Consider the following 24,124-nt stretch of genomic DNA (forward strand, 5'->3'; position numbering starts at 1 on the left):
TGCCCGTCTTGGCGTTGATCATGTCCTCGTCGTCGGCGGAGAAGAGACAGATCGTGGCCGAGCGGCGGACGCCGCCCGAAAGCACGGCCTTGGCGGCCCACATGAGGATGTCGTAGGCCTCGATGGTCTTCAGCTTGCGGCCTTCGGCGGCATGCAGGATGCGCTTGATATGAACGAGGCTGCGATAGAGCGGTTCGGGGCCCGGCGCCTTGCCGCCGGAGGTGCGCAGCGGAGCGCCGGCCGGGCGAATGAGCGAATAATCGAACTCCACGAGGCGGCCTTCGACGGCCGCGAGCATGAGGGTGTGGATGGCGTCACCCCATCCCTCGATGGTGTCCTCGATCGTATGGATCGTGCTGCGCGCGTCGAAACGGACCGGCGCGAGCGGCGGCAGTTTCTCGACATGGTGCTTTTGCACGGAGAAGCCGACGCCGCAGCCGCACAGCAGCAGGTAAAAGGCTTCGCGAAACACCTCCAGCCGGTCGACATAGGTGAAAGCACAGTTGTAGACACGGGCGTGCTTGGTGAGGATGGCCTCGCCGCCGAACTGGAGCGAACGCATCGAGGGCAGCGTCTCGCGGCGCTCGACGGCGTCGAAAGCCGCGATCACCGACGCATGCAGGCCGTCCAGCGGACCGATGCGGACCAGATCCTCCTGCGTGATCTCTCCGGCGGACAGGGCCTCGAGCGCGGCATCCGCGAGGGAAACATCGGCGTAGCGCCCGAGGTGCATGTCGCGCACGCGCCGGACCGCCTCGGGCCACGTTTCCCGCCGGCCTTTTTCAGGCGAATAGCGGGCATAACGCGAAATCGCGATGTAGTCCTGGAGACCGTTGACCGGATGGGAAACGGGAAGCGGATGCGGAAAGTCGGCTGGCACAGACATTGAACGATGATGTGGAAAAAAGAAGAGACAGGAGAGGGAAAATGGCGGGATCCGCTCGCAGCGCCACTGTCGTGCGATAACGGGTAAAAACCCAATCTGTTGTGTTTTCTGCCTCCGTCAACCCCTGGGGATTGTGTTCCTTCAGTTATTAAAACTTCTTAAAGCGTCTCCCTGCGCTCGCCGGGGAGCGGTTCCGCGGCATGACAAGATTTGCGCAGTGACGCCCGCGGCAAAGCGCAGCCGGCCCCCTGCCCCCTCTCCCTCCGGAACCCGGTCCGGTATCGCCGGATGCCTCCAGTTTAGGGCTGCAAACCCCTGGCGCATCGTTCACGATCTGCCGTTTACTTCCCTGCCATGATCCTGCCCAAACCCTCCCGCCTCTCCTCCGAGCAACTCGCCGAGATCACCGCCATCGTCGGCGAGTTCGGCTGTTCGATCCAGCCGATCAACGGCGAGGTGCGCAGCATTTATGCAATCGTCGGCGACGAGCGCAGCGAGGTGATGATCAACCGCCTCGAGGGCCTCGATTTTGTGGAGCGCGTGGACCGCATCCAGTCCCCGCACAAGCTCATGAACAGGAAATCCCCGCTTTCCACGCACCGCATCACCATCGGCGGTGTGACGCTGGGAGAGGAGCTGTTTGTCATCGGCGGCCCCTGCACCATCGACCCCGCCAATCCCGGCCTCTTTCTCGAAACCGCCCACGCGGTCAAAGCCGCCGGAGCCCACGTCCTGCGCGGCGGCGTCTGGAAACCCCGCACCAACCCCTACTCCTTCCAGGGCGACGTGAAGTCGCTCGACATTCTCATGGAAGGCCACCGTGCCACCGGACTCCCTGTCGACGCCGAAGTCATGGACGAACAGCAGCTCAAGCTCGCCCTCGACGCCGGCGTCCACGTCCTGCAGGTGGGCGCGCGCAACGCCCTCAACTATTCACTCCTGCGCGCCATCGGCCGCGCCGTCGCCGCGCATCCGACCGTCGCCGTGCTGCTCAAACGCAGCCTCCACATGGGCCCGGTCAACGAATTCATCTCCGCCGCCGAGTATATCGCCAGCTTCGGCAACCCCAACATCCTGCTCTGTCCCCGCGGCACCGCGCCCGCGCTCGATGGCTATCGCAACCATCCCGACGAGAGCATCACGCCGCTCCTGAAGGAAAAAACCTGGGCGCCGGTGGTCGTCGATCCCTCGCATTCGGTGGGCAAGGCCGCCTACGTGCCCGCCGCCGCGCTCGCGGCCGTCGCCTACGGGGCCGACGGCCTCTGCATCGAGGCGCACGCGCAACCCTCGCGCGGCATCGGCGACGACCCGAAGCAGGCGCTCACTCCCGATGTCCTCGCCGCCACGATCCGCAAGGCACGACAACTCTGGACGCTCACGCGCCCGGCGCAGGCCGTGGCAACCGCCATCGCCTGACACGGGGACGCGGACCAGCGTGGCACGCGGGCAGACGGAAAGAATGCAGACGCAGGCAATCCCGCCGGCCATACGGATTCACTTGAGTGAGCGATCCCGATGCTGACAACCGCCCGCGCCTTCGGTCTATTGCCAGTTGGCCATGATCACCTCCGCCCATTCTTCGTTTCGCCACCGTGTCCTCCGCCTCTCCCCCAACCGCGTGTGGCGGACCTATCAGGGCGGGCGACAGCTCGACGCGCTCGCACAACACGACGACAAGGCCGCCGCCCCGCCCGCCGACGGCCATTTTCCCGAAGACTGGATCGCCTCGCTCACCAACGCCCGCAACTCCGGCCGTGAACACCTCGCCGACGAAGGCCTTTCGCGCGTGGGAGACGCGGACGACACGACAACCACCGTTCCGTTAAAAAACCTCGTCGCCGCCGATCCCGGCTATTTTCTCGGCGAGGCGCACATCGCCCGCTTCGGCGCCGATCCGCGCCTGCTCGTCAAGTTTCTCGATCCGGCCATCCGCCTGCATTTTCAGGTCCATCCCTCCGCGGATTTCGCGCGCCGGTTTCTCGATTCGCCCTCCGGCAAGACCGAGGCCTACCATGTGCTCGGCATCCGCCCCGGCTGCGATGGCCGCATCTGGCTCGGTTTCCGCAACCCGCCGCCGACGCGCGACGCACTTCGCCGCATGATCGAGGCGCAGGATATCGCCGCGATGAAAACCTGCTTCAACACCCTCGACGCCCGTCCCGGCGACACCTTCATCGTGCCCGGCGGCACGCCGCATGCGCTCGGCGCGGGGCTGTTCGTGGTCGAGGCGCAGGAACCGAGCGATCTTGTGGTGCGTTTCGAATTCCAGCGCGGCGGCCTCGTCCTGCCCGAGTCCGCCCGCTTCATGGGACGTGGCCTCGACTTCTGCCTCGATGTCTTTGATCTCGCGCCGCACGCCGATGCGGGCGACGGCACCGCCCGCTTCCGTTGCCAGCCGCGCCGCCTGCGTGAATGGAATGGCGGCGCCTCGTGGCGCGACGAACTGATCGGGCCCGACCGCACCCCCTGTTTCCGCATGACCAAACTCCATCTTGCCGGCGGCGCTCCCGTCACGCTCGACGATGCCGAATGGATCATCGCCATCGTCACCGCCGGCGCTTGCGAGGTGCGGACCGCCGGCGACCCGACAACCGCCCTCTCGCCGCAACGTTTTGGCCCGTACGAAAAATTCCTCATCCCTGCCGGTCTCGGCCCCGTTACCGTCATACCGCAACCGCACGCCGAAATCCTCGAATGCCGCCCGCCGGCCGGATAGCACCGGCGTCCCTGATGTTTTTGATTTCACACGAAGGTCGCAAAGAGCGCAAAGATCCGGATTCCAAAGACTTCGCGTTCTTCGCGACCTTCTTGCAAAAATCCGGAGACCCCGGAATGCCGGTATCGAGAAACAGATGACACCACGGACGGGAATCACTCCAGCGCCGAACCGCCCTTGCGCAGCCCGGCTCGCAGCCGCGCCGCCTCGACCTGCGGGAAACCCGTTCCCGCCTCCAATGCCAGCGCGGCCGCGACGCCGGCCGCTTCGCCGGTCTGGTTGAGGTTCACCATGACGCGCACCGCACCGTAAGCCACCGGATCGGCGTCGAGCATCCGGCCCGCCACCACGAGGTTGTCGTACCCGCCCTGCGGCAGCAACGAACGCCACGGAATCCGGTAAAAAGTCGGGCTTTCTCCCGCCGCCGACTCGGGACGCCATCGCCCGCGCTCCTGCGGACGCCCCGGCACGTTGTACGTTTCCGTGCCGTCCAGATAACGGAGGGTGATCCCCGGCTTGTCGTGATGATGAATGTCCACCCGGTAGCTCCCCTGCGCGATCGTATCGTCGAAAGACCGTCCATGCAGGACATCGTCACCGGAAAGTGAATACGCGCAACAAACGTGGCGCGACTCCCGCAACCCCAGTCTCGCCGGCAGCGCCTCGATCGCCAGCCGCGCGCCCGGCGCCGCCTGCCGCAACAGGTCATGGATGATCCGGATCTGGCGGCGTCCCTCCATCTCCGCGCGCGTGAGATCGTCGGCATTGGTCGGGTCGATGCCGCCAATGCGCGTCCCCGCCAGCATATGCGTGGCCGCGCCCGGCACATCGCTGCCCCAGACGAAACCCGCAGGCACTCCGCAGGCCGCGCCATGCTCTTGCAGGATCGCGCCCACATTCACCTTCATGCCGCCCGCCTCCCCCGTGCGCAGGGTTTCCCAGCCGCTGAACCGCACGCACGCCGTCGCCGGCTGCGGCATCGCCGACGTGCGCACCGGACAACCCAGCCGCGCGGCCAGATCGCCGTCACCGGTGGCATCGATGAAGAGGGAAGCCCGGATCGCGGAGCGGCCCGACTTGTTTTCCACCAACACCGCCGCCAATCGCCCGTCCGTCACCCAGGGAGCCACGAATTGTGTGTGAAACAACACCGTCAACCGCGCCTCGCGCGCCAGTTCGTCGAGCTCGATTTTGAGTTCTTCGGAATTGAAGGCGAACCCGACCGACGGATCGGTAACGGCGCGCCGGTGCAGCGCCCCGCGCCGGTCGAGCCGGTCCACCACTTCCTGCGTGAGCCCGGCGATAATCTGACGCTGCCCGACCGTGTCCCAAAACGAATGCCACACATTGACGAGCGCCGTGGTGGCGACTCCGCCGAAACAGTTTTCCTTTTCGACAATGACCACCCGCGCGCCCAGCCGCGCCGCGCGCACGGCGGCGAACAATCCGGTGCAGGAGCCGCCCAGCACACACACATCGGCTTCGTGACTGACGGGAATTTTCCGGGCTGGCTCGGTAATATGGAGAATAGACATGCACCAAAACCTGCCCTATGGCTGTCGTTTCCGGAATAAGAGAAGCATTGGCAAACAGGATGAATATATCGAGAAAACCAACGATTTTGTCTCCCGCCCCGGCTCCACCCGCCTCCGACGGACAGCCTCCCGACCCCATCCTGGCCTGCGGGGCACTGTTGCTGCGTGCCCCTCTGCGGGTGACACATGCTGCCCGCAAGCACTTCCCGGCAGGCTGGCACACCGAAGACTCCGTGGTCGTCACCCACCGGCTCATTCTCATCCGGGAAGGACAACCCGACTACCTGGTCGAGGGCCGCCGGACGCGGCTCCGTGCAGGCACGGCATTGCTCGTGCCCGCCTGGTGCCGCCGCGAGTGGACCGTTTCCGCACGCGGCGCCGGCTGCACGCTGCTCTGGTGCGAATTCTCCTCGGAACCGGCGTCGCTTCCGCCGCGTCCGTTCTTTCGCACTCTCACGCCCGGAGAACAACGAATCGAAACGGCCGCACTCAACCGCATCGTCGCCGACCGGAATCCTTCACCACCGGCCGCCGCCGCACGCCTCCGGAGCGAAGGAGAGCTCAAGGCCTCCCTTGCCCGCTTCTTCGCCGGTGCGGAAACTGTCCCTGAAAGCGCCGGCGTTCCGCCCGCGACATCGCGCCGCCATCCCGAAATCGCCGCTGCGGTTGCGTGGCTGGAAACCCGCTTCACGCAGCCGGACGCCCTCGACCGGTTTTATGCCCGCCGCCTCGCCCTGAGCCCGAACCACTTCCGCCTGCTGTTCCGTGCGCAGACAGGCGGCACGGTCCAGCAAATGCTGGCCCGCCTGCGCCTGCGAAAGGCGCGTTATCTGGTGCACGAGACAAACCTGTCGATGAAGGAAATCGCCGCCGCCTCCGGCTTCGACGATCCCCTGTATTTCTCACAGTGTTACCGCCGTTTCTGGGGCACGCCCCCCTCCGCCGACCGGCTCACGACCGGCATGGCATGAGAATGTCAATCGGACTCGATGCGCACGCGGATCGCTGCCTCATGCACCGGCGCCGTGAAGTCGATGCCCACGCGCGTGCCAACCGGCGGGCGATCGGGCACGATGCCATGGATCCGTTCCTCCCGGATCACCACCGTGCCGTTTTCCGCTTCGTAAAATACCCTGACCGCCGCCTTCCCTTCGCGAACGACGAAGCGGTGATTTTGCTCATCAATGCCTGACCGCTCCTGGCCCCTGCGGAGGATGAGCGCCGTCCCGAATGCCTGCGGGGCCGTGCCGGCGCGGAAACGCACGCGGTCCGTGATTTCCAGCCAGCCGCGCCCGTTCTTCCCTTCGGTCCGCGAGAACACAAAAGTCCGCGTCAGCCGCTCCAGTCCGGGAACATCGTAGGCGCTTGTCAGATCGATTTCCCAGGTATCGGCCGTATCCATAAAATCCGTTCGTACGGTCACGCCCTTTGCCGCCGCTCCGGTTCGCTGCAACTTGCCGGCCACGCGAGGCACGGGATGACCAAAGGAATTGAGCACGCCGCTGGTGTAGCGCTTCGGCCCGAACGTGTCCTTGACGTAGGTGTCGCCACCGAGGTCGGTCAGCACGCGCCGTCCGTCGCACATAACGACAAACGAGCCGAGATCGTTGTGATTGTGCGGCTGGTTGTTGTTTCCTCCCTTGAACGCCGCTGCCAGCCCCTGCTCCGCCGGCCGCCGGCGGACGATGAGCGCGCCGCCATCGGGGAACCAGTCGCGCAGCGGCAGTCCCTCGCCTCCCTCATGCGCGCCCGAAAACGGACCGGCTCCCGTTCGCGGCAGGGACAGATCGAACAACCTCTGGTAAAGCGAACCCCCGCTCAGGTCCGCCGAACCCGCTACCGCGCCCAACCCGAACCGGATTGCGATAAAATCCGTCAACCAGCCCGACGGCTTTGCCGAAAGCGTGACATCACTGAAAGCTGGATACACGTTGCCCGCGATTTGCCAGCGCGCCCCGAATTCGGCGATCCGGCGTACCTTGTCCTGTGCCAGCAAATCGGCCTTCCCGCCCGTCGCCCGGCGCAACGCTTCGGCGCCCAAAACATAATGTCCGAAACCGTAATTCCAGTAACCCAGCCCCTCGTGACAAAATCCGTCATCCCCGAATCCTGCGATGAAGCGGCGTGTTCCGGCCTCGAAGGCCGCCGCGAATTCGGCCCGCTCGCCGGCATCTTCGACCAGCAGCAACGCCGCCCCGAGCACGCCCGAGTGACAGACGGCATTCCAGTTGTTGGTCGTGGTCATCCACCACCAGCCCTGCGAATCACCGGCGCGCACACGCTCCAGATACGGAGCCAGCACGCGTTCACGCACTTCGTCGCGTATCCGTTTTCTTGTGGCTTTTGCCAGGCTGTCGCCCAGCAACCGGTCGACAGTCGCCAGTGTCCAGGCTCGCCGGGATGCCCCGAGATCGACATAGGTCCGCGCCTCCGCCGCATTTTTGTACTTACCCGCATGAGCCGGCATCACCCAGGTCGTCTCGTCCAGAATCGCCGCCAGTTCACGTTCGACCATCGGCAGGAAACGCCCGCCCGTGGTTTCTCTCTCCGCATTCCCCCTCCCCTCTTCCAAGCCTGCCGCCACGACAAACGCGACCAGTCGTTCGAGACGCTGGTTGTAAGGCGTTTCATAAGGTTTGCGCCGTCCCGTCGTCCGAAAGTCATCGTAAAGTTCCGGGGGCAGTGCGGGCACGCGTTTTGCGGCAAACGCCTCCGCCTCTTTCATTACGGTTGCAGCAGCCGGCGTGTGAGCCAATGCCTGCCAGTAAACCCGATCTTCAAACGAAGGCGCAAAGTCGCCGGATGGCGCAGACTCCAGCCAGGTTTTCAGTTGCGCAATGCGTCCGGTGTCGGAAACCGGAGACGGCCGTCGGAGGTCCCCATCGGCTGCGACAACCGGTAAAGCGGAAACTACGACGAACAACGCGCAGGAAATCATCCGGCGTAACAGGACGAGGGGGGAATTGTTCATGAAGGCAGGCATAGCAGGATGGAACTCACCGGCAATCTTCCCGGCAGATCCCTCCCCGGAAATATCAGCCGGCGCCATTCCGGATGGCCGGTGCGAGGACGTCCGCCCACCAGGCGCTCACCCATGGCCAGCCCTTGACCATTTTCCAGTCAACCTCGTTGAACGCACCGTGCGCAAACCCGCGATACCCGTGCTTCAGTTTGAACAACAGATCCTCCGAACCCACCGCCACGGCAGAACTCAGCCCGTCATCCTTGCCTGGAACCGGCCAAAGTCCGCGAGCATAAAGTGTCACGGCCGTGGCCATGTCGATCGTCCATCCCTCCCAGACATAACGTGCGCAACTGCGGAACTTGCTACCCCGTTTCTCCCCCTGCGAGGTAAGAAATTCGTAACACATGCCGCGCTGACCCTCCCATGGCGAAACCAGCGGACGCCCCTCCGTATCCGTGCCCAGGATGCGCGTGAATTCGCCGTCGCGCCCCGAGACCGGCAAGCTCGACTTCACTTCGTGCGCGAACATGCGCCGGGCAAGCCTCGCGTAAATGGCCCAGGATTCGCTGGCGCGGTGCTTTCCATATGTGAAGGGATTGCCGCGTACGCCCCGGCCGGAGCCGGCCTTTGGATTATCCGGGAAAAAAGGGCCGCCATCCATGAGCACGCGACGGGTTTCGGGCGTATGCGTCCATGCTGCGATGATGTTGGTGAAATTTGCCGCCCGAAGCTTTTCGAGAAAGGAGTCGAAATCGAAAGTCTGGAAAAACATGTCGAGCCTGTCAGCCGTGCGATCGGAAGCGCTTTCAAAATACCAGCCAGCCGCCATGGCCGCGGCAACGTAACCCTCGACATGATTGGGATTGAACGTCTTGGCCGTGTTGATGTCACCGTCGATCATGCAGCGGTAGTTGTTATCGTCATTCACGTTGAAGTTCGCGGCCACGGCCAGCGCCTGCATGAGCAAGTCGGCGCGCGCGTGCTCGTCATCCGAAAGTTGATTCCAGACAGCAGGCGTGTGACGGGCCAACGCCAGCGTCCACGCAAAAGGCCCGTGCGTCCAGCCACCGAGGCCGCCCTGACATTCGGGTTCCGTGCCGCCGGCGAGAATCGTCCGCAAGCGGGCGGCCACGGCATCACTGGTCTTGTCCGCGGACGCCGGTTGCGCGGCATAGGCCACAAGCGCAAGCGTGTGCAGCGCGCAGGTCTGATCGATTTCGCGGTAACGCTTCTGGTACCTGTAACGCCACACGGGCGCGGGCTGCGCGAGCGCCTGCGCGATGACGTCGTCGGAAAACTTCACGGCGGGACGGATGGCAACCGTGTCCGCCGTCGCGTCAATCGCCGTTATGAGAAAAAGAAAAAGTATCGTGATGCGTGTCATGGATTTTATCCTATAATTGAAATCTGGATACGACATATTTGTCGCCCGCCCCTCCCCCCCGGGGGGGGTTATGGCCATTGCCAGTTGTCCCACAAGGCGGTCCATTCTTCGGACGTTCCGTTGCCGGCGGTCATACTGACCACATGCCAGTCGAAGAAAAGGACGTTGCGGTAGTTGCCGTGGATCGGCTTCTCGGGGTTTTTGGTATAGCTGGGATGCAGCATCTGGTCGATGTCCCAAAGAGCGCGGAGACGGGAAGGCGAAGGAATCTGATCCCACGCGCCGGGAGGTTTTTTCCATTTACCGTCCGCGTCTTTCCCGGCGTTTGAATCGCCGAAAGAGTAGCTAGTTTTGCCCCCCACCGCGTAAGAATTCTTCAAGCCAAAGACCCGGGCGTCTGAACTCAGGTTGGGTTTATACCATGCAGGGCAGGCGAGATTGGGAGAACGTCCTTGGCCGTCAATTTTGGGATTCCCCATGTATTCCCAAATGTATTGGCCAAGATGGCCGTTGTTGTTGAAACACGTCATGCTTGTGTAAGTCGCTCCGGGGAGAATGCCCTTGTTGTCTGTAACATAATTGGCGATACCGATTCCGATCTGGCGGAGATTGGAAACGCATTGCACGCGCCGCGCCGACGACCGTACTTTTACCGTCACCGGGATGATGATCGCAGCCAGAATGCCGATGATCACGATGACGGTCAGCAACTCGATCAAGGTAAAGGCAGAACGTGGACGACGAGCGAAACGCGAACCGGCGCAATCGCGAGAAAAAGACAGGAATGAGGAGGCAGGGGGGAGGTAACGGGAAATCATGACATTTCCCACCATGCGGATTCCGGCTCGTTTTACGAATCTCCGTTTGTTATCCCAAGATAATGCTTAAAAAATCCTCTGTCTCCCCAACTGACGCCTCCTCCGCGCCCGCCCCCCGGGTCACGCACAAGGAGATCGCGCAAAAACTCGGCGTGCATCGCACCACGGTCTCCATGGCCCTGCGCGGTTATCCTGGCATTCCGCAAAAGACACGCGACCGCGTTGCGCGGGTCGCCGCCGAAATGGGCTATGCGCCCGATCCGATGCTCTCGGCGCTTTCGGCCTATCGCAGTTCGCGCCGCCCCGCCGCCTTCCAGGGCACGCTCGCCTGGATCGTCAACTCCTCCGGCAGCCACTCCGTGCGCCAATGGAAAAATTACCACGACGGAGCCGAGGCCAGCGCGCGGCGGCACGGTTTTTCGATGGAGACGCTGGACATGAACTCTCCCGGCATGACCCCCGCCAGGCTGGCGCAGGCCCTGCGCGCGCGCTCCATCTCGGGGCTCCTCCTGTGCCCGCAGCCGCGCGCGCGCATCACGCTCGATTTTCCGTGGGAGGATTTTTCGGCGGTGACATTTGGATACACCCTGGCGCAGCCCTGCCTGCACACCGTGGTGCCCGCCCAGTATCGCAACCTCACGCGCATCATGCGCGAACTCCTGCGCCATGGCTACCGCCGCATCGGCCTGGTGTTGCACGACAAACACGACGCCCGCACCGATCACAACTACCTCGGCGCCTGGTATGCCGAGAGCCATTTTCTGGCCTCGCGGATCGAGCCGTTGCTCTTCGATACGTGGCCCGACTACCGCAAGCCGCTCGAAGCCTGGCTGCGCAAGTGGCATCCCGACGCCATTATCTCCGGCGCCCCGCACATCATGAGCCACCTCGCCAGCATCGGCATGGCCGTGCCGGAGGATATAGCCGTAGCCTGCACCACCCTCGGAGTCTTCGAGAGCAACGATGACTCGGCGGTCGCAGGGATTCACGAGGAGTCCGTTCACGTGGGTGAAGTCGCCGCCGATTTTCTGGTCGCCATGATGCACCGCGGCGAACGCGGCATCCCCGCACATCCCCAGCGCATCCACGTCGAAGGCACCTGGATCGAAGGCAAGACCGTGCGTCCGTTATCCTGAGATAATGGCAAGGAGATTGTGCGGGAGGCATTGGGGGAGCTTTCTCTCGGCCTCATGCCCGTTTTCGCGTCCGTCCGTCCATCAGGTGGCGCGATTCCAGAATCTCTTCGTTCCGCAAACCCGAAATCCCGCACGTCATGAAAAAAAACTACAAAACCCTGTCCTCCTCATTGGCGACCTTCGCGGCGCTCCTCGCACTCGCCTCCCCCCTCCGCGCCGCCGACGCATCCGTCGATCTCGTTTACTGGACATTCAATAGTGCGGGATCATTTCCCTCCGGCGGCCCGGCCACTGCTTATTCGGTAGCGACCGGTATCACTGCCACAGGGCTGACCCGAATCGCCGCCCACAGCATTTCTTCTGCCATAGGCATAAACAACACAGGCGGCATCGGTTACTTTCAACGTAGCGCCGCCGGTGAACTCAGAGTAGCCTCTTCTTCTTACACCAACGGCGGGACTGGGGCGAGTGCCTACAACAATTTCAGCCTCACAACGGCACTGGCCCGGGATAACTACTTCTACTTCACGCTCACTGCCAATGCCGGCTACGATCTCACCCTGGATTCGCTCACCTTCAAAAGCAGAGCCGCCGAGGTTACCGAAAATGCGCGTGGATTCCACGTCTTCTCATCCATCGACGGCTACGATGCCGGCAACGTCTTGCTCAGCGCTTACGCTCAATCAGACAGCGAGGGGGAACCTCTCGCAGGCAGCACGCTTACCACTGAATTTCAAACATTCACAGTCTCGTCCATAGCCGGCACAACGATCTCCGCAGGCGACTCTGTGACCTTCCGTTTTTACGTCCAGACTCCCGGTGTGAGCGCATACATGTATTTTGAAGATCTCATCGTCACCGGGACCGTCACCCAGGCCCAAACCCCCGGCGTCCCCGAGCCCTCGACCCTTGCCCTGATCGCCGGATCAGTCGTATTATTTATTTCACTACGCCTTCGCCGCCGCGCCCGCCACCTCTGACATTCCCCTCCCCCCCCCCGGCAACCGCCATCCCTCGCACGTGAGTCAAGGCGACCAACAAAATGGCGACGCAAGCGCGCCGGGCGCTGGCGTTGTCGTTCCGCCGCAAAAAACGTGGAAGGCCGGCACGCTCACCTACACCGCCGGCGCACTGGTGGTGTTGTTTTGCTGGCTGCTCTTCGGCGATTTCGCGTGGTCGATGCGCGAACGCTCCGTCGGGCCCATCGCGCACTGGTATCTGAACCACCTCAAAATTCCCAATTTTTATTTCGCGCTGCTGCTCGGCACCTTCCCCTCCCTCATGGGCGTGATCATCAGCCCGGTCATCAGCGTGAAGTCCGACCGGCACCGCGGACGCTGGGGACGCCGCATCCCGTTCCTGCTGGTGACAACCCCCATCGCCACCTTCGGCATGATCGGCATCGCCTTCACCCCGATGCTCTCGCACTGGGCACGCACCCGGTTTTTCCCGGAACAAAGCGAGATGATCGTGTCGGTTGTTTGCTTCGGCCTGTTCTGGACGGCATTTGAATTTGCGACCATCGCCGCGCATCCCGTTTTCAACGGCCTGGTCAATGACGTAGTTCCACGTCCATTACTCGGACGTTTTTACGGACTATTTCGCGCCGTGAGCCTCATCGACGGCGTGATTTTCAACTACTGGATCATGGGCAAGGTGCCCGATCATTTTTTGCTGATCCTCTGCACGATCGGCGTCTTTTACGGCTGCTCCTTCATACTCGTCTGCCTCAAGATCAAGGAAGGCAGCTACCCTCCCCTTCCGCCTCCGGCGATGGCGAAGAAAAAAACCGTGGCGACGCCCGGCGACGGCGGCGGGGTGGAGCGGCCCGGCGCGGCGCTCCGGTTCTTTTACGAAGCGAAACGCTACTGCCGGGAGTGTTTCATGAACCCGTATTACCTGCTCGTTTTCCTGTTCCTGAAAGTCGCCATGATGTCATTCGGACCGATCAACACCTTTGCGATTCCCTATGCGCGAAGCCTCGGCGTGAGCATGGATACTTACGGCAAATGCCTCTCGCTGTCGTTCACCATTTCGCTGTGCCTGGCATGGTTTCTGGGCTGGGCGGCAGATTTTTTCCACCCGCTGCGCATGGCGCTCGGATCGCTGCTGTGTTACGTGGGCGTGACGGTTTTCGGCGCATTGTATGCGACGACGCCCGGCGCGTTTGTGACGGCCTATGTGGCGCATTGCATCATTTCCGGCTGCTACTACACGAGTGCGGCCTCGCTCGCACAGCGCCTCTTCCCGCACACGCGGTTCGCGCAATTTTCCTCGGCGGCGGGCATCTGCACCGCCGCCGCCAACATGACGCTCGGCCCGCTCGTCGGTCTCCTGATTGACCAGACGGGCGGCGTGTTCCGCTACACCTTCATCGTTGCCTCCGGCATAACCGGCACGGCGCTCGTGACGGGATTCTTCGTCCATCGCAAGTTCATGAAGCTCGGCGGCCCTAAAAGTTATGTGGCGCCCGAATAAAGACTCCATTTTCCAATCGCAAAAATTATCACGTCCGATGACTGCCGTTCTGTCCGCACTCGCCAAACCGCCTTGCGCATTCCCCGCGCAATCGCGCGTCCTCTTTGCCCTCGTTCCCCGGGAGAAAGAGATCTTTCTTCCCGATCTCGATTTGTCCAACCCCGGCGCATTCGACAATGCGGATTGCATCTGGCCCGATGTCCTTCCGACCAGGGCCGAACCCGCCGCATGGCGTGCTCTGCTCGACGCCATCCGCCCCGACGTGATCGTGAGCGCATGGCGCACGCCGCCGCTGCCCGTTGACTGGATCACCGGCGGCGAGACAAACAGCGGAGCAGGCGCAGGCGGCCCCGCCGGCGGAGGCGATGGCGTGCCGTGTCCGCTGCGCTATGTCTGCCACCTCACCGGCACCGTGCGCCAGAAAGTGCCGCGTGTGTTCCTCGAACGCGGCGGACTCGTCACCAACTGGGGAGGGCAGGTCGCTGCCCAGGTTGCCGAACACGCGCTGCTGCTCGCGCTGGCCTCGCTGCGCCGCGCCCCCGCGTGGATGGGCTCGGCGGGCGCCTCCTCCGCAGGCAAGGCAAGTGCCCTGAAAACGGATACACAAACGCTCTTCAACCGCCGCGTCGGTATTCACGGTTGCGGCGGCGTGGCCCGCACGCTGGCGGCCCTGCTGGAACCGTTCACCCGTGATTCCGGCGGCATCGCCTGTTTCTCCGCCGGCGTGCCCGATGAAGTTATCCGCGCCGCCGGGATGCGACCCGCCGGTTCATTGGCCAGGTTATTTGCCGGAAAAGAAATTCTCTTCGAATGCGAAGCGCTCACGCCCGTCAACGAGCAGTCCGTGGATGCCGCCACGCTCGCACAGCTCCCCGATGGCGCGCTTTTTGTCAACGTGGCCCGCGGCCAACTGGTGGACGAAGCGGCGTTGTTGCACGAGGTCCGTTCCGGACGCCTGCAAGCCGCGCTCGATGTGCTGGCGATCGAACCTGTGCCCGCCAATTCTCCGTGGCGGACGCTTCCCGGCGCAATCTGGTCCCCCCACATCGCCGGTCCCACCAGCGACATGATGCCGCGCATCGGCTCCGTCGCCATGCAGAACCTCGCCAGCTACCTCGCCGGCCGGCCGCTCTCCCATCTCGTTTCCCTCGAAGCATACGACCGGGCGACCTGACGACACCGTCCGGCCGGGATTCTCTCAGTGAAAGCAGGACTGACGGGAATCCGAACCTGCAACCCTTCTCTGTCAGGTAATCCACAATACGGACGAACTCGTCAAATTTGTCGTCATCGCACCCTCCCCCATATCCCTGCAGGACAAAATACCGGGGCCGGGGCTCCGGGCGCATCGCAGCGTCGAAAGCTTTCGATTCCGAGCCGTACGGCTTCGATTTCCATAAACCGCACCGGTCACCGCCGACCGGAGGACGGCCGGCGTGGCATAATGCTATACGTCAAACGTCAGGATGGAAGTTTTCCGGCATGGATTTTCCGCGTGAGGTTTCGATGCCAGTCAACATCGCGCCACATGCCCCGGAATTGCGGACCGCAGAAATTGCTCGTGCAGATCGCCGCCCACCGGCCGCTCGCCACCACGCGCTCCACCGCCCAGGCATTGAGTTCCTTGACCCAGCCCCAGTCCAGCCCCGGCCAATCCTTGTAGTCCACGATCGCCCAACCCTCGGTCGTCACCAGCGGCTTGCCCGTGGCGCGACTCCAGTCGACCAGCGCGTCCAGTTCCCGTGCGAACAGCCCTTTCCAGTACTCCGGATCGCTCCGGTAAAGCCGCTCTGCCCGTGCCACCACGTTTTCGTAACCGATGGATTCGAAGCGCTCGAAGTGATAGCCGACTCTCTCGTAAAAATCAGTCGCGAAACTCATCCACCGATGCGGTTCGAGAAAATCCAGAAAGTCCGGATTGGCGTCGCGGAGATCTTCGCCAGACAAAAATGTGCTGAACGAGGTTGTAAGCGGTAACGCCGGGTAACGTTCCCGCAACAACCGGCAACACTCACGCATCCAGTCAAACGATGCGGGCGTGCGCCAATCATTCCCCTGCTCCGGGAAAAAAGGCGCCCAGCTTCGGCCCGGCCACTCGTTGCAAATGTCGACATAAAGCACCGCATCGAGCAGCCCCGCCCGTTCGATCTGTTCCAGCGTGGCAATCCAGATGGCGGCGTGGACTCGCGCGCTCGCAATCCCGAGACGGCGCTCCGTCGTGTCATTCTGGAACCACGTTGAAAGCGCGACGCGCAGTCCACGTTCGCGGCACTTGCAAATAAATTCCGTCAACGCCGGCATCACCCGTACGTGCACGCGTGCCGGACTGCCCCAGTCCTGCTGGTTCCACGGAGGCAGGATTTCCCATTCGCGGTGCGGGTCGGCCGCCACCAGGTGCGGATACGCGTCGATGCGCACGGCGTCGTAACCGCGTTCGACGAGACCATCGAGCGCCTTGTCCCGGTCTTCGTAACCTGCCCCCGGCCAGCGGCGTTCGAGCCAGGAGAAATCCCACATGGTTATGGCGAGCGGATGCTTAAGCGTGTCGAGCAAGTTCATGATGTGAATAAAAACGGGAAGACGAGGGCAGGGCAGGAACGGATCTTTCGTTTCTGGATACAAACCCGGCATCATTCCCCATCAATGCGCAACCGGATTGTCGCCTCACGCACAGGCCTGGCGAAGTCGATGCCCACACGTGTCCCTGCCGGCAGGCTGTCAGGTACAATGCCAAAAATCGGCTCCTCCTTCACCACGAGACCAGCGGTTCCCGATGTTTCGCTTTTGCCATCCCAAGAAACCCGCACTCCGCTCAGCCCCTGTCGCACGACAAACCGCCGCGCTTCCTCATCGACGGCCTCGCGAGCCTGTTTGCCCTGTAGCACCAGCGCCGTGCCAAAAGCTTGCGGCGCCGCGCCATCGCGGAAACGCACCCGGTCCACGATTTCCAGACTCCCCTTTCCCGTCACTCCATCGTTACGGCGAAATACAAACGTCCGCGTCAACCGCTCCAGTTCCGGCACGTCATAGGCGCTCGTCAGGTCGATCTCCCACGTATCGGCGGCATCGGTGAATTCGGTCCGCATCGTCATCGCCTTCGCCGCCGCGCCCGTCCGCTGCAACTTGCCGGCCACGCGCGGCACGGGATGACCGAAGGAGTTGAGCACGCCGCTCGTATAGCGCTTCGGCCCGAACGTATCCTTGACGTAGGTGTCGCCGCCGAGATCGGTCAGCACGCGCCGTCCGTCGCATACAAGGACAAACGAGCCGAGATCGTTGTGGTTATGAGGCTGGTTGTTGTTTCCCCCTTTGAACGCCGCCGCCAGTCCCTGCTCCGCCGGTTGCCGGCGGACGATGAGCGCGCCGCCGTCGGGAAACCAGTCGCGCAAGGGTAACATGCCGCCGTCTCTTGCCGTCGTCCGCCGTGCAGCCGCCGTCCGCTCCGCCGGACGCGGCAGGGAGATATCCAGTGCCGCCTGGTAAAGCGGCTCGTCGGTCAGGTCCGGCTCTCCCGTCACGGCTCCGAGCCCGAAACGGAGGGCGCTGAAAGCGACCAGCAAAGGAGAAGGGCGGGGCGAAAGTTTCACGTCACTGAAAGCCGGATACACGCCGCCGGCGATCTGCCAGCGTGCGCCAAATTCAGCTATTCGCCTGGCCTGGCCATCGGCCAGCAAATCGACCTTGCCTCCCGTCGCCAGCCGCAGCGTCTCCGCACCCGCCACGTAGTGACCGAAGCCATAATTCCAGTAATCGAGTCCCTCGTGGCAGAATCCGTCGTTGCCAAAGCCGGCCACATACCGCCGCGTGGCAGCCTCAAACGCTCCCGCGAATTCCGCCCGCTCCGCGGCGTCGTCCACCAGGAGCAATGCCGCGCCGAGAACACCCGCATGGCAGACGGCGTTCCAGTTGTTGGTTGTCGTCACCCACCACCAGCCACGCGCGTCGCCGGAGCGCACGCGTGCGAGATACGGGGCGAGCACGCGCTCGCGCACCTCGGTACGAATGCGTTCACGGATCGAAGGTGCAAGCCGGTCCCCAAGCAGCCAGTCGGCAGTCGCCAGCGTCCAGGCGCGTGAGGCCGCACCAAGGTCAACGTAGGTGCGTATATCGGCAGCGTTGCCAGCCTGCGCAGCATGCGCCGGCAAGACCCAGGCGGATTCGTCGAGGATGGCCGAGATGGTGGCTTCGGCCAGCGAAACGAAATGTTCGCCCGTGTTTTCCGCAATCGCACCGTCCGGGTTTTCCTCCGTCAGACCTGCAACCAGCACAAACGTATTGAGCCGGGAGAGACGCGCCTGGTAGGGCTGCTCGAAGGCTTTGCGCTGTCCGGTCTTCTGGAAGTCGTCATAGAGTTCTTGCGGAAGAGCGGGCACCGGCTGGCGCGCCATCGATTTCGCCTGCCGCCGCAAGGCTGCGGCAACGGCCGGATTGGCCTCCGCCCGGGTACCCCAGAATGCCCTGTCCTCAAGGGACGGCGCGAGGCCGGTGCGGGGCGTTGCGGCGATCCATCCGGCAAGCTGCGCGACGCGAATCGGATCGGGCACGAAAGCGGGAGTTGTATTTTGAGCCGCGCTGGCGGCGGATACGGGAGGCATCGAAACAGGCAGCAGCGGCAAGGTGACCGCAGGCCAGAAAGCGCAGCGCAGGAACAGGTGAGGGCGAAATGACATGGAGATCGGGATTACGGGAATCGGAAAGACGGGAAAAGGCCGCCGGGGAAGCGGCAGGCAGGCACAGCACCGGCCACCGTGCAGAATTTCAGCTGGTTGGGCGAAGTCTCGTTTGCTATCACAGGAGAGCACACAAACCAGGATAACAAAAGCGCTTCCGGCATGGCCCGTTCCTCCTCATCACCCAAGGCTTCTGCAACCGCAGCCACGTCCGCGGCATCCGGCGACGCGACATCCGCTTCCGCCTCGCGCCGGATAACGCACCGGGACATCGCGCAAAAACTCGGCGTGCATCGCACTACCGTTTCGATGGCGTTGCGCAAGCACCCCAGCATTCCGGAGGAGACACGCGAACGGGTTGTCCGTGCAGCTCAAGAAATGGACTATGTGCCCGATCCCATGCTTTCCGCACTCTCCGCCTACCGCAGTTCTCGACGGCCCGCCGCTTTTCAGGGCGTGCTCGCCTGGGTCGTCAACACAACCGGCGGTTACGACTGGACCGCATCCAGCATTTACAGCGGCTACCATGCCGGCGCCCGGGCCGGAGCCCGGCGTCACGGCTTCACTATGGAAACGGTGGATATGGGTGCTCCCGGCATGACGCCGGCCCGCATTGCCCGCGCCCTTCGCGCCCGCTCTATTTCCGGCCTGCTGCTTTGCCCGCAACCCCGCGCCCGCATGTCGCTGGATTTTCCCTGGGAGGAATTTTCCGCCGTCACCTTTGGCTACACCCTGGAACAACCCGGCCTGCACACCATTGTTCCCGCCCAGTATCGCAATCTCACCCGGGCCATGCGCGAACTCCTCCGCCGTGGCTACCGCCGCCCGGGTCTTGTCTTTCACGACAGCCATGACCTCCGGAGTGACCACAACTATCTCGGCGCCTGGTACGCCGAGTGTCACTTCCTGGCCTCGCGTGTCGAGCCGCTGCTGTTCGAAACCTGGCCCGACTACCGCAAGCCACTCGAAGCCTGGCTGCACAAGTGGCGTCCTGATGCAATCATTGCCGGCGCAACCAATATCATGACGCATCTCGCAGACATCGGCATGGCGGTGCCGGATGATGTGGCCGTTGTCTGCCCGGGCCTCGGCGATGCCAGTTCGACGGTTTCGGGAATATTCGAGGAGCCTGTCCATGTCGGCGAGATCGCCGTCGATTTTCTCGTCGCGATGATGCACCGCAACGAACGCGGCATCCCTGCCCACCAGCAACGCATCCACGTCGAGGGTTCCTGGGTCGAAGGGAAGACCATCCGGCCGGCCTCCTGAAGGGACTGCGGGGGGACCACCCGCTTACAGTTTCCACTGGTCCACTGGCAGCGCGTTGACGTCGAGAGCCTTCACGTGCCAGTCCATCCACAGGACGTTGCGCACGTTGCCGTGCGCCGGTTTGGGCGGAACGTCTGCGCCGGGCCAGATTTCGTTGTCCAGATCCCATAGGGCCATCTCATGCGACGGCCTGGCTACAGCCGACCAGCGGATCGGCTTGTTCCCGTCCGGAGCATAACCGAAAGACCGGCCCCGTCCGCCAGCGGCCAGGTCTACATTGCGCGCCGCTGCGGTTCGTAAATATTTCTGGTCGGCGGGCGCGTTTCTCGACCACGCCGGACAGGCAAAAATTTCGGCCCGCCGCTCCGTACCCGGCGACGGTGCCGGAAGACCCAGGTAGCGCCAGATGAACGAGCCAAGTCTCCCGTCCGCGCCATCGTTGTCCCTGTAAAGCGGGTCCATTCCCGTATAGAGCGGCCCCGGCAACAGATCCTTGTTCTCGATGGTGTAGGCGGCGATGGCCACACCAAGCTGCCGGAGATTCGACGCACAGGCCACGCGGTTGGCGGCCCGCCGCACCGAGGCAACCGTGGGGACGAGAATGGCGGCGAGAATGCCGATGATCGTGATGACGGTCAGCAACTCGATCAACGTAAACGCTCCGCGCCGCGAACGAGGTGAGGCAGGGCGACGGAGAAACGGCGCAGCGGGGAAGCAGAAGGAAGCGGGTGTTTTCATGGTAACACCCGCACTGTGCAGAAAGGGACGATGGTTGGCGATTTTTCGTTTGCTCTCTCAGGATACCTCTCTGGACACGGCTTCATTTTTCATGGCCGGCATAGTATGCCCGCTATCCTTCCTGTTCTCTTTTCGGCGCCCGTTCGACAAATATCATCTCATTGCCACCCAATACCGATTCCTCTGTTTCCTCCCTTGAAGATGAAGGGGCGAGACTCTCATTCTCCTGAGAGAGTTATAGCATGCTTGTTTGTTTCTCCGAGCGGGTATCGGTTGGCCGGGAAAAGTCCGCTCCTCCTTTGCGGACGGTGCTCACCTGAAACGAACAACCTTGTCCCACCCGTCATGAAACACTGTCTCCCCCTCCTCGCGTTTGCCCTGGCCACCACGGCGCACGCCGCTGTTGTGCTCACGGACAACTTCAATGATACTTCCAACTGGACCAAAGCCGGTGATCCCTTCACTGCCGAATCCACTGCCGACACCGGCAACCTCTTCGGTGGGGGCACGGAAAACAATTACCTCAATCTGGTTTTCACGGCAGGCAGCAGTATCCACGTTCTTCACACCGCCCAGTCCCTGTCCCTTGGCACGACCGGACAAATCGCGTTCGACTTTTATGAGCCGGTTGTCGATGGCGCCACCGGTGCTGGCATCATTCTGCGCCTTGGAACAAATACCGGCAACGGAGGTACCGCCTTTGCCGTGTCTCTCCGGCGAGGCGGCCTCTTTGCCGCCAACCTGCCCTCCGTGGGCGTTGACACGGCTAATCCGATCGCAACCTACAGCCAGCTTTCCCGGCACACGCTGACGGTTGTTTTCAACAACACCGCCAGCTCCATTTCGTACGGAAATGACAACTACACGCTGGCTGGCAGCCAGATCGATGTATGGCTGGACGGCGCCCGGGTTGGCTCCGGGCTCGCAGCGGTTGCGGGCAACAGCCTCACAGGTTCAAACATCACGACGATCAACTTCACCGACAAGGCCGGCACCGCCAGCACACTCTACCTCGACAATTTCGAGGCGCGCACCGACATCACCATCGGCACCACCGTTCCCGAACCCGCTACCGAGGCAACGCTCGCAGGCCTGCTGGCGCTTGCCGGAACCTTGGTTTTGCGCCACTGGCGCCGTCGTGGCTGAACCGGCGAAATCCGCCAAAATCTGGCGTGTCGGCACGCTCACCTACACAACAGGCGGCCTGCTCGTCGTTATTGGCTGGCTGCTTCTGGCCGGCTTTGCGTGGTCCATGCACGAGCATTCGGTCGGGCCGATGGCGCAGTGGTATCTTGATCATCTCAACATTCCCAACCTGTCTTTCGGTTTGTTTGTCATGTCGTTCCCCTCGCTCATCGGCCTGCTTTCCGGGCCGATTATCAGCGTGCGGTCCGACCGTCATCGTGGACGGCTGGGACGGCGCATCCCGTTCCTGCTCATAATGGCCCCGATCGCCGCGCTGGGCATGATCGGCATCGCCTTCACGCCGGTCATCGCGCGGCAGCTTCACGCCAGCCTGCTACCCGCACAGAACGGGACGACCGTCGCCCTTGTCTGCCTTGGCCTGTCCGGAGCCGTATTCGCATTTGCCATCATTTCCACCCAGTCCGTTTTTGGCGGCCTCATCAACGATGTAGTCCCCGTGGAAATACTCGGTCGTTTCTGCGGCCTTTTGCGCGCGGCCAACCTGATTGCCGGCATCACCTTCAGCTACTGGATCATGGGCCTGGTGCCGGCCCGCTTCACCCTGATCCTGAGTGCTATCGGCATTTTCTACTGCACTGCCTTCATGTGGGGTTGCCACAAGGTGAGGGAAGGCAAGTACCCGCGGCCTTCGATGCACATCGCACGCCCCGAGCCGGACACCCGGAACCGGACAGTTGGAGGCGGATTCATCGCGGAGGTGCGAACCTATTGCCGTGAGTGCTTCACCCACCCGTATTATCTCGTGCTGTTCGCCATGCTGACGGCGGCCGCGCTGGCCTTCGGCCCCGTCAACGTGTTTTCAATTCCCTACGCACGCAGCCTTGGTGTGGACATGAATGTCTACGGAAAAATGCTCGCGATGACGTTCCTTATCCTGCTCGGGCTTTCCTGGTTTCTCGGATGGCTCTGCGACAGGTTTCATCCCCTGCGCATGGTGATGGTTGCGCTGGCCGCCTACACACTCGTCGCCGCGTGGGGGTCGATTTATGCCGGCACGTCCCGCGCTTTCTTGTGTGCATGGGTGATGCACGGCGTAATTTCCGGTTGCTACTGGGCCTGCGTCGCCTCGCTCGGCCAAAGGCTGTATCCGCATTCCCGATTCGCCCAGTTCGCCTCGGCCGCCGCAATGTTGCTGGCAATTGGCAACATGATCATGGCTCCGGCAATCGGCGCGCTGATCGATGTGTCAGGAGGATGTTACCGGATGACCTTTGCCATCGGTGCCCTGCTCGCCATGTCAGCCCTCGGTTGCGCCATCCATGTCCATGGAAGATTCACCGCACTGGGCGGCCCCTGCGCCTATGTCGCACCGGAATGATCCGCTTCCTCCGGCCACCTGCAAGCCGCGCTTGATGTCCTGACAATTGAACCCGTGCGTCCGATTCTCCCTGGTAAACCCTGTCCGGCGCGATCTGGTCCCCCACGCGACCTGACGACACCGTCCGGTCAGGACACATCCGGCAGGGGCAATTCGGACGGGAAGACAAACTTGCAACCCTGCTCTGTCAGGTAATCCACAATACGGACGAACTCGGCGAATTTCTCATCATCCCATCCTCCCGCATGCCCCTGAAGGACAAAATACCCGGGACGGGGCTCCTGGCTCATCGCGGCTTCGAAACCTTTGACCAAGGCGGAGAGATTGGGTTTGTGAACGGGATTCTCGATGTTCACCGAACCCACCCGGCGGGCGACAAATTTGCCTCCGGTGTCACGGGTATTCCCATACAACCAGACGCGGATTTCGGGGATTTCCGACAGCACGCGGGCGGTCGTGGCGTCGGTCGCGTTGAATGGCGCTCCAAACGCGACAAAGGTGACGCCGAGTTTCTCCTGTGCGAGTTGCATCCCCCGCAACAGGGAGTCGCGTTGTTTCTCATAACTGCTCCGGGAAAATTCCGTGACCCGGCCACCGTCTGCATCCTTCGAGCTGCCGTGGGTGTAACCGTGGTGCCAGAATTCGACCAGGCCGGTCGCCGCGATCTTTTTCAGCCCCGCGATGTAGTCCGGATTATCGGCGGCAAGCGAGTTGCAGATGATGCCGACGGAAATCTTTATCTTCCGCTCGACCGCAAAATCCACGACCCGTTGCCAGGCGGCAGGAACCTTGCCGTCACGCGCCCGCATGTCGTCCAGCTTGAGCACGATCAATGGCGCTTCTGCCGCCGTCGGCTCCGGCGTGGGCGGGGTTGCGGCCGCCAGGCGGCCACAGCCGGCAAACAGGAGGATCGCAGCGAACAGGAAGGGACCGGACAGGAACGGGAAGCAACGGGGAGACTTCATGAGGTCATGCAACTTGGCGGCACCAGATCATGTTGCGAAC

The 24,124-nt window shown here is 62.8% G+C and carries 19 protein-coding genes (1 of these 19 only partly in view); 10 read left to right on the forward strand and 9 right to left on the reverse strand.

The genetic code is table 11. The features are described 5' to 3' along the window. Positions 1 to 886: the beginning of a recombinase gene (locus OPIT5_09530; GenBank protein AHF90399.1), read on the reverse strand. Its footprint begins 1,205 nt before the window's first position; only the first 886 of its 2,091 coding nucleotides appear in the window; its start codon is at positions 884 to 886; the stop codon falls past the left edge of the window. A 354-nt stretch (positions 887 to 1,240) separates the two neighbouring features. Here OPIT5_09530 and OPIT5_09535 point away from each other — a divergent pair, with 354 nt between their 5' ends. Both OPIT5_09535 and OPIT5_09540 read left to right on the forward strand, forming a co-directional pair. Beyond that, positions 1,241 to 2,302, forward strand: a complete 1,062-nt coding sequence (locus tag OPIT5_09535) for a 3-deoxy-7-phosphoheptulonate synthase (GenBank protein ID AHF90400.1) — start codon at positions 1,241 to 1,243, stop codon at positions 2,300 to 2,302. 142 nt (positions 2,303 to 2,444) lie between these two features. Continuing rightward, a complete protein-coding gene (locus OPIT5_09540) occupies positions 2,445 to 3,602 on the forward strand; it encodes a phosphomannose isomerase (GenBank protein ID AHF90401.1) in 1,158 nt (385 codons plus the stop codon). Positions 3,603 to 3,757: 155 nt separating this feature from the next. Here the strand turns inward: OPIT5_09540 and OPIT5_09545 are convergent, their stop codons facing one another. Then, the gene (locus OPIT5_09545; protein ID AHF90402.1) at positions 3,758 to 5,122 is read right to left on the reverse strand and encodes an invasion protein; all 1,365 of its coding nucleotides are present in this window, start codon (positions 5,120 to 5,122) and stop codon (positions 3,758 to 3,760) included. Between the two features lie 74 nt (positions 5,123 to 5,196). Here OPIT5_09545 and OPIT5_09550 point away from each other — a divergent pair, with 74 nt between their 5' ends. After that, positions 5,197 to 6,108 (forward strand): AraC family transcriptional regulator, encoded by a 912-nt coding sequence (locus OPIT5_09550; GenBank protein AHF90403.1) that lies wholly within the window; start codon positions 5,197 to 5,199, stop codon positions 6,106 to 6,108. Between the two features lie 5 nt (positions 6,109 to 6,113). Here the strand turns inward: OPIT5_09550 and OPIT5_09555 are convergent, their stop codons facing one another. The 3 genes from OPIT5_09555 to OPIT5_09565 all read right to left on the reverse strand — a co-directional run bounded on the left by OPIT5_09555 (position 6,114) and on the right by OPIT5_09565 (position 10,319). Next, complete coding sequence (locus tag OPIT5_09555; protein AHF90404.1) at positions 6,114 to 7,862, reverse strand: heparinase; 1,749 nt, start codon at positions 7,860 to 7,862, stop codon at positions 6,114 to 6,116. A gap of 310 nt (positions 7,863 to 8,172) precedes the next feature. Then, a complete protein-coding gene (locus tag OPIT5_09560; protein ID AHF90405.1) occupies positions 8,173 to 9,591 on the reverse strand; it encodes a hypothetical protein in 1,419 nt (472 codons plus the stop codon). Further along, positions 9,555 to 10,319, reverse strand: a complete 765-nt coding sequence (locus OPIT5_09565; GenBank protein ID AHF90406.1) for an N-terminal cleavage protein — start codon at positions 10,317 to 10,319, stop codon at positions 9,555 to 9,557. Before OPIT5_09565 ends, OPIT5_09560 begins: the two co-directional genes overlap by 37 nt. A gap of 227 nt (positions 10,320 to 10,546) precedes the next feature. On the opposite strand from OPIT5_09565, the gene OPIT5_09570 reads away from it, so the two are divergent. The 4 genes from OPIT5_09570 to OPIT5_09585 all read left to right on the forward strand — a co-directional run bounded on the left by OPIT5_09570 (position 10,547) and on the right by OPIT5_09585 (position 15,092). Beyond that, a complete protein-coding gene (locus OPIT5_09570; protein ID AHF90407.1) occupies positions 10,547 to 11,440 on the forward strand; it encodes a LacI family transcription regulator in 894 nt (297 codons plus the stop codon). 137 nt (positions 11,441 to 11,577) lie between these two features. After that, positions 11,578 to 12,420 (forward strand): hypothetical protein, encoded by an 843-nt coding sequence (locus OPIT5_09575; protein AHF94259.1) that lies wholly within the window; start codon positions 11,578 to 11,580, stop codon positions 12,418 to 12,420. Positions 12,421 to 12,460: 40 nt separating this feature from the next. Next, positions 12,461 to 13,918 carry an MFS transporter gene (locus OPIT5_09580; GenBank protein AHF90408.1) on the forward strand — a complete coding sequence of 486 codons (1,458 nt, stop codon included), beginning with the start codon at positions 12,461 to 12,463 and terminating at the stop codon, positions 13,916 to 13,918. Between the two features lie 37 nt (positions 13,919 to 13,955). Next, the gene (locus tag OPIT5_09585) at positions 13,956 to 15,092 is read left to right on the forward strand and encodes a 2-hydroxyacid dehydrogenase (protein ID AHF90409.1); all 1,137 of its coding nucleotides are present in this window, start codon (positions 13,956 to 13,958) and stop codon (positions 15,090 to 15,092) included. Positions 15,093 to 15,379: 287 nt separating this feature from the next. Here the strand turns inward: OPIT5_09585 and OPIT5_09590 are convergent, their stop codons facing one another. Both OPIT5_09590 and OPIT5_09595 read right to left on the reverse strand, forming a co-directional pair. After that, positions 15,380 to 16,477 carry a cellulase gene (locus OPIT5_09590; GenBank protein AHF90410.1) on the reverse strand — a complete coding sequence of 366 codons (1,098 nt, stop codon included), beginning with the start codon at positions 16,475 to 16,477 and terminating at the stop codon, positions 15,380 to 15,382. A 71-nt stretch (positions 16,478 to 16,548) separates the two neighbouring features. Continuing rightward, positions 16,549 to 18,588: a heparinase gene (locus OPIT5_09595; protein ID AHF90411.1), complete on the reverse strand. Its 2,040-nt coding sequence runs from the start codon at positions 18,586 to 18,588 to the stop codon at positions 16,549 to 16,551. A gap of 378 nt (positions 18,589 to 18,966) precedes the next feature. On the opposite strand from OPIT5_09595, the gene OPIT5_09600 reads away from it, so the two are divergent. Next, positions 18,967 to 19,857: a LacI family transcription regulator gene (locus OPIT5_09600; GenBank protein ID AHF90412.1), complete on the forward strand. Its 891-nt coding sequence runs from the start codon at positions 18,967 to 18,969 to the stop codon at positions 19,855 to 19,857. 24 nt (positions 19,858 to 19,881) lie between these two features. Here OPIT5_09600 and OPIT5_09605 read toward each other — a convergent pair whose 3' ends face one another. Continuing rightward, the gene (locus tag OPIT5_09605; protein AHF90413.1) at positions 19,882 to 20,595 is read right to left on the reverse strand and encodes an N-terminal cleavage protein; all 714 of its coding nucleotides are present in this window, start codon (positions 20,593 to 20,595) and stop codon (positions 19,882 to 19,884) included. A 273-nt stretch (positions 20,596 to 20,868) separates the two neighbouring features. On the opposite strand from OPIT5_09605, the gene OPIT5_09610 reads away from it, so the two are divergent. Then, a complete protein-coding gene (locus tag OPIT5_09610; GenBank protein AHF90414.1) occupies positions 20,869 to 21,741 on the forward strand; it encodes an anchor protein in 873 nt (290 codons plus the stop codon). After that, positions 21,698 to 23,119 (forward strand): MFS transporter, encoded by a 1,422-nt coding sequence (locus OPIT5_09615; GenBank protein ID AHF90415.1) that lies wholly within the window; start codon positions 21,698 to 21,700, stop codon positions 23,117 to 23,119. The genes OPIT5_09610 and OPIT5_09615 overlap by 44 nt, the downstream gene beginning before the upstream one ends. A 128-nt stretch (positions 23,120 to 23,247) precedes the next feature. Here OPIT5_09615 and OPIT5_09620 read toward each other — a convergent pair whose 3' ends face one another. Further along, entirely contained in the window at positions 23,248 to 24,084 is an 837-nt protein-coding gene (locus OPIT5_09620) for a polysaccharide deacetylase (GenBank protein ID AHF90416.1), read from the reverse strand. Positions 24,085 to 24,124: the final 40 nt, after the last annotated feature.

Source organism: Opitutaceae bacterium TAV5 (assembly GCA_000242935.3).
Classification (GTDB): Bacteria; Verrucomicrobiota; Verrucomicrobiia; order Opitutales; family Opitutaceae; genus Geminisphaera.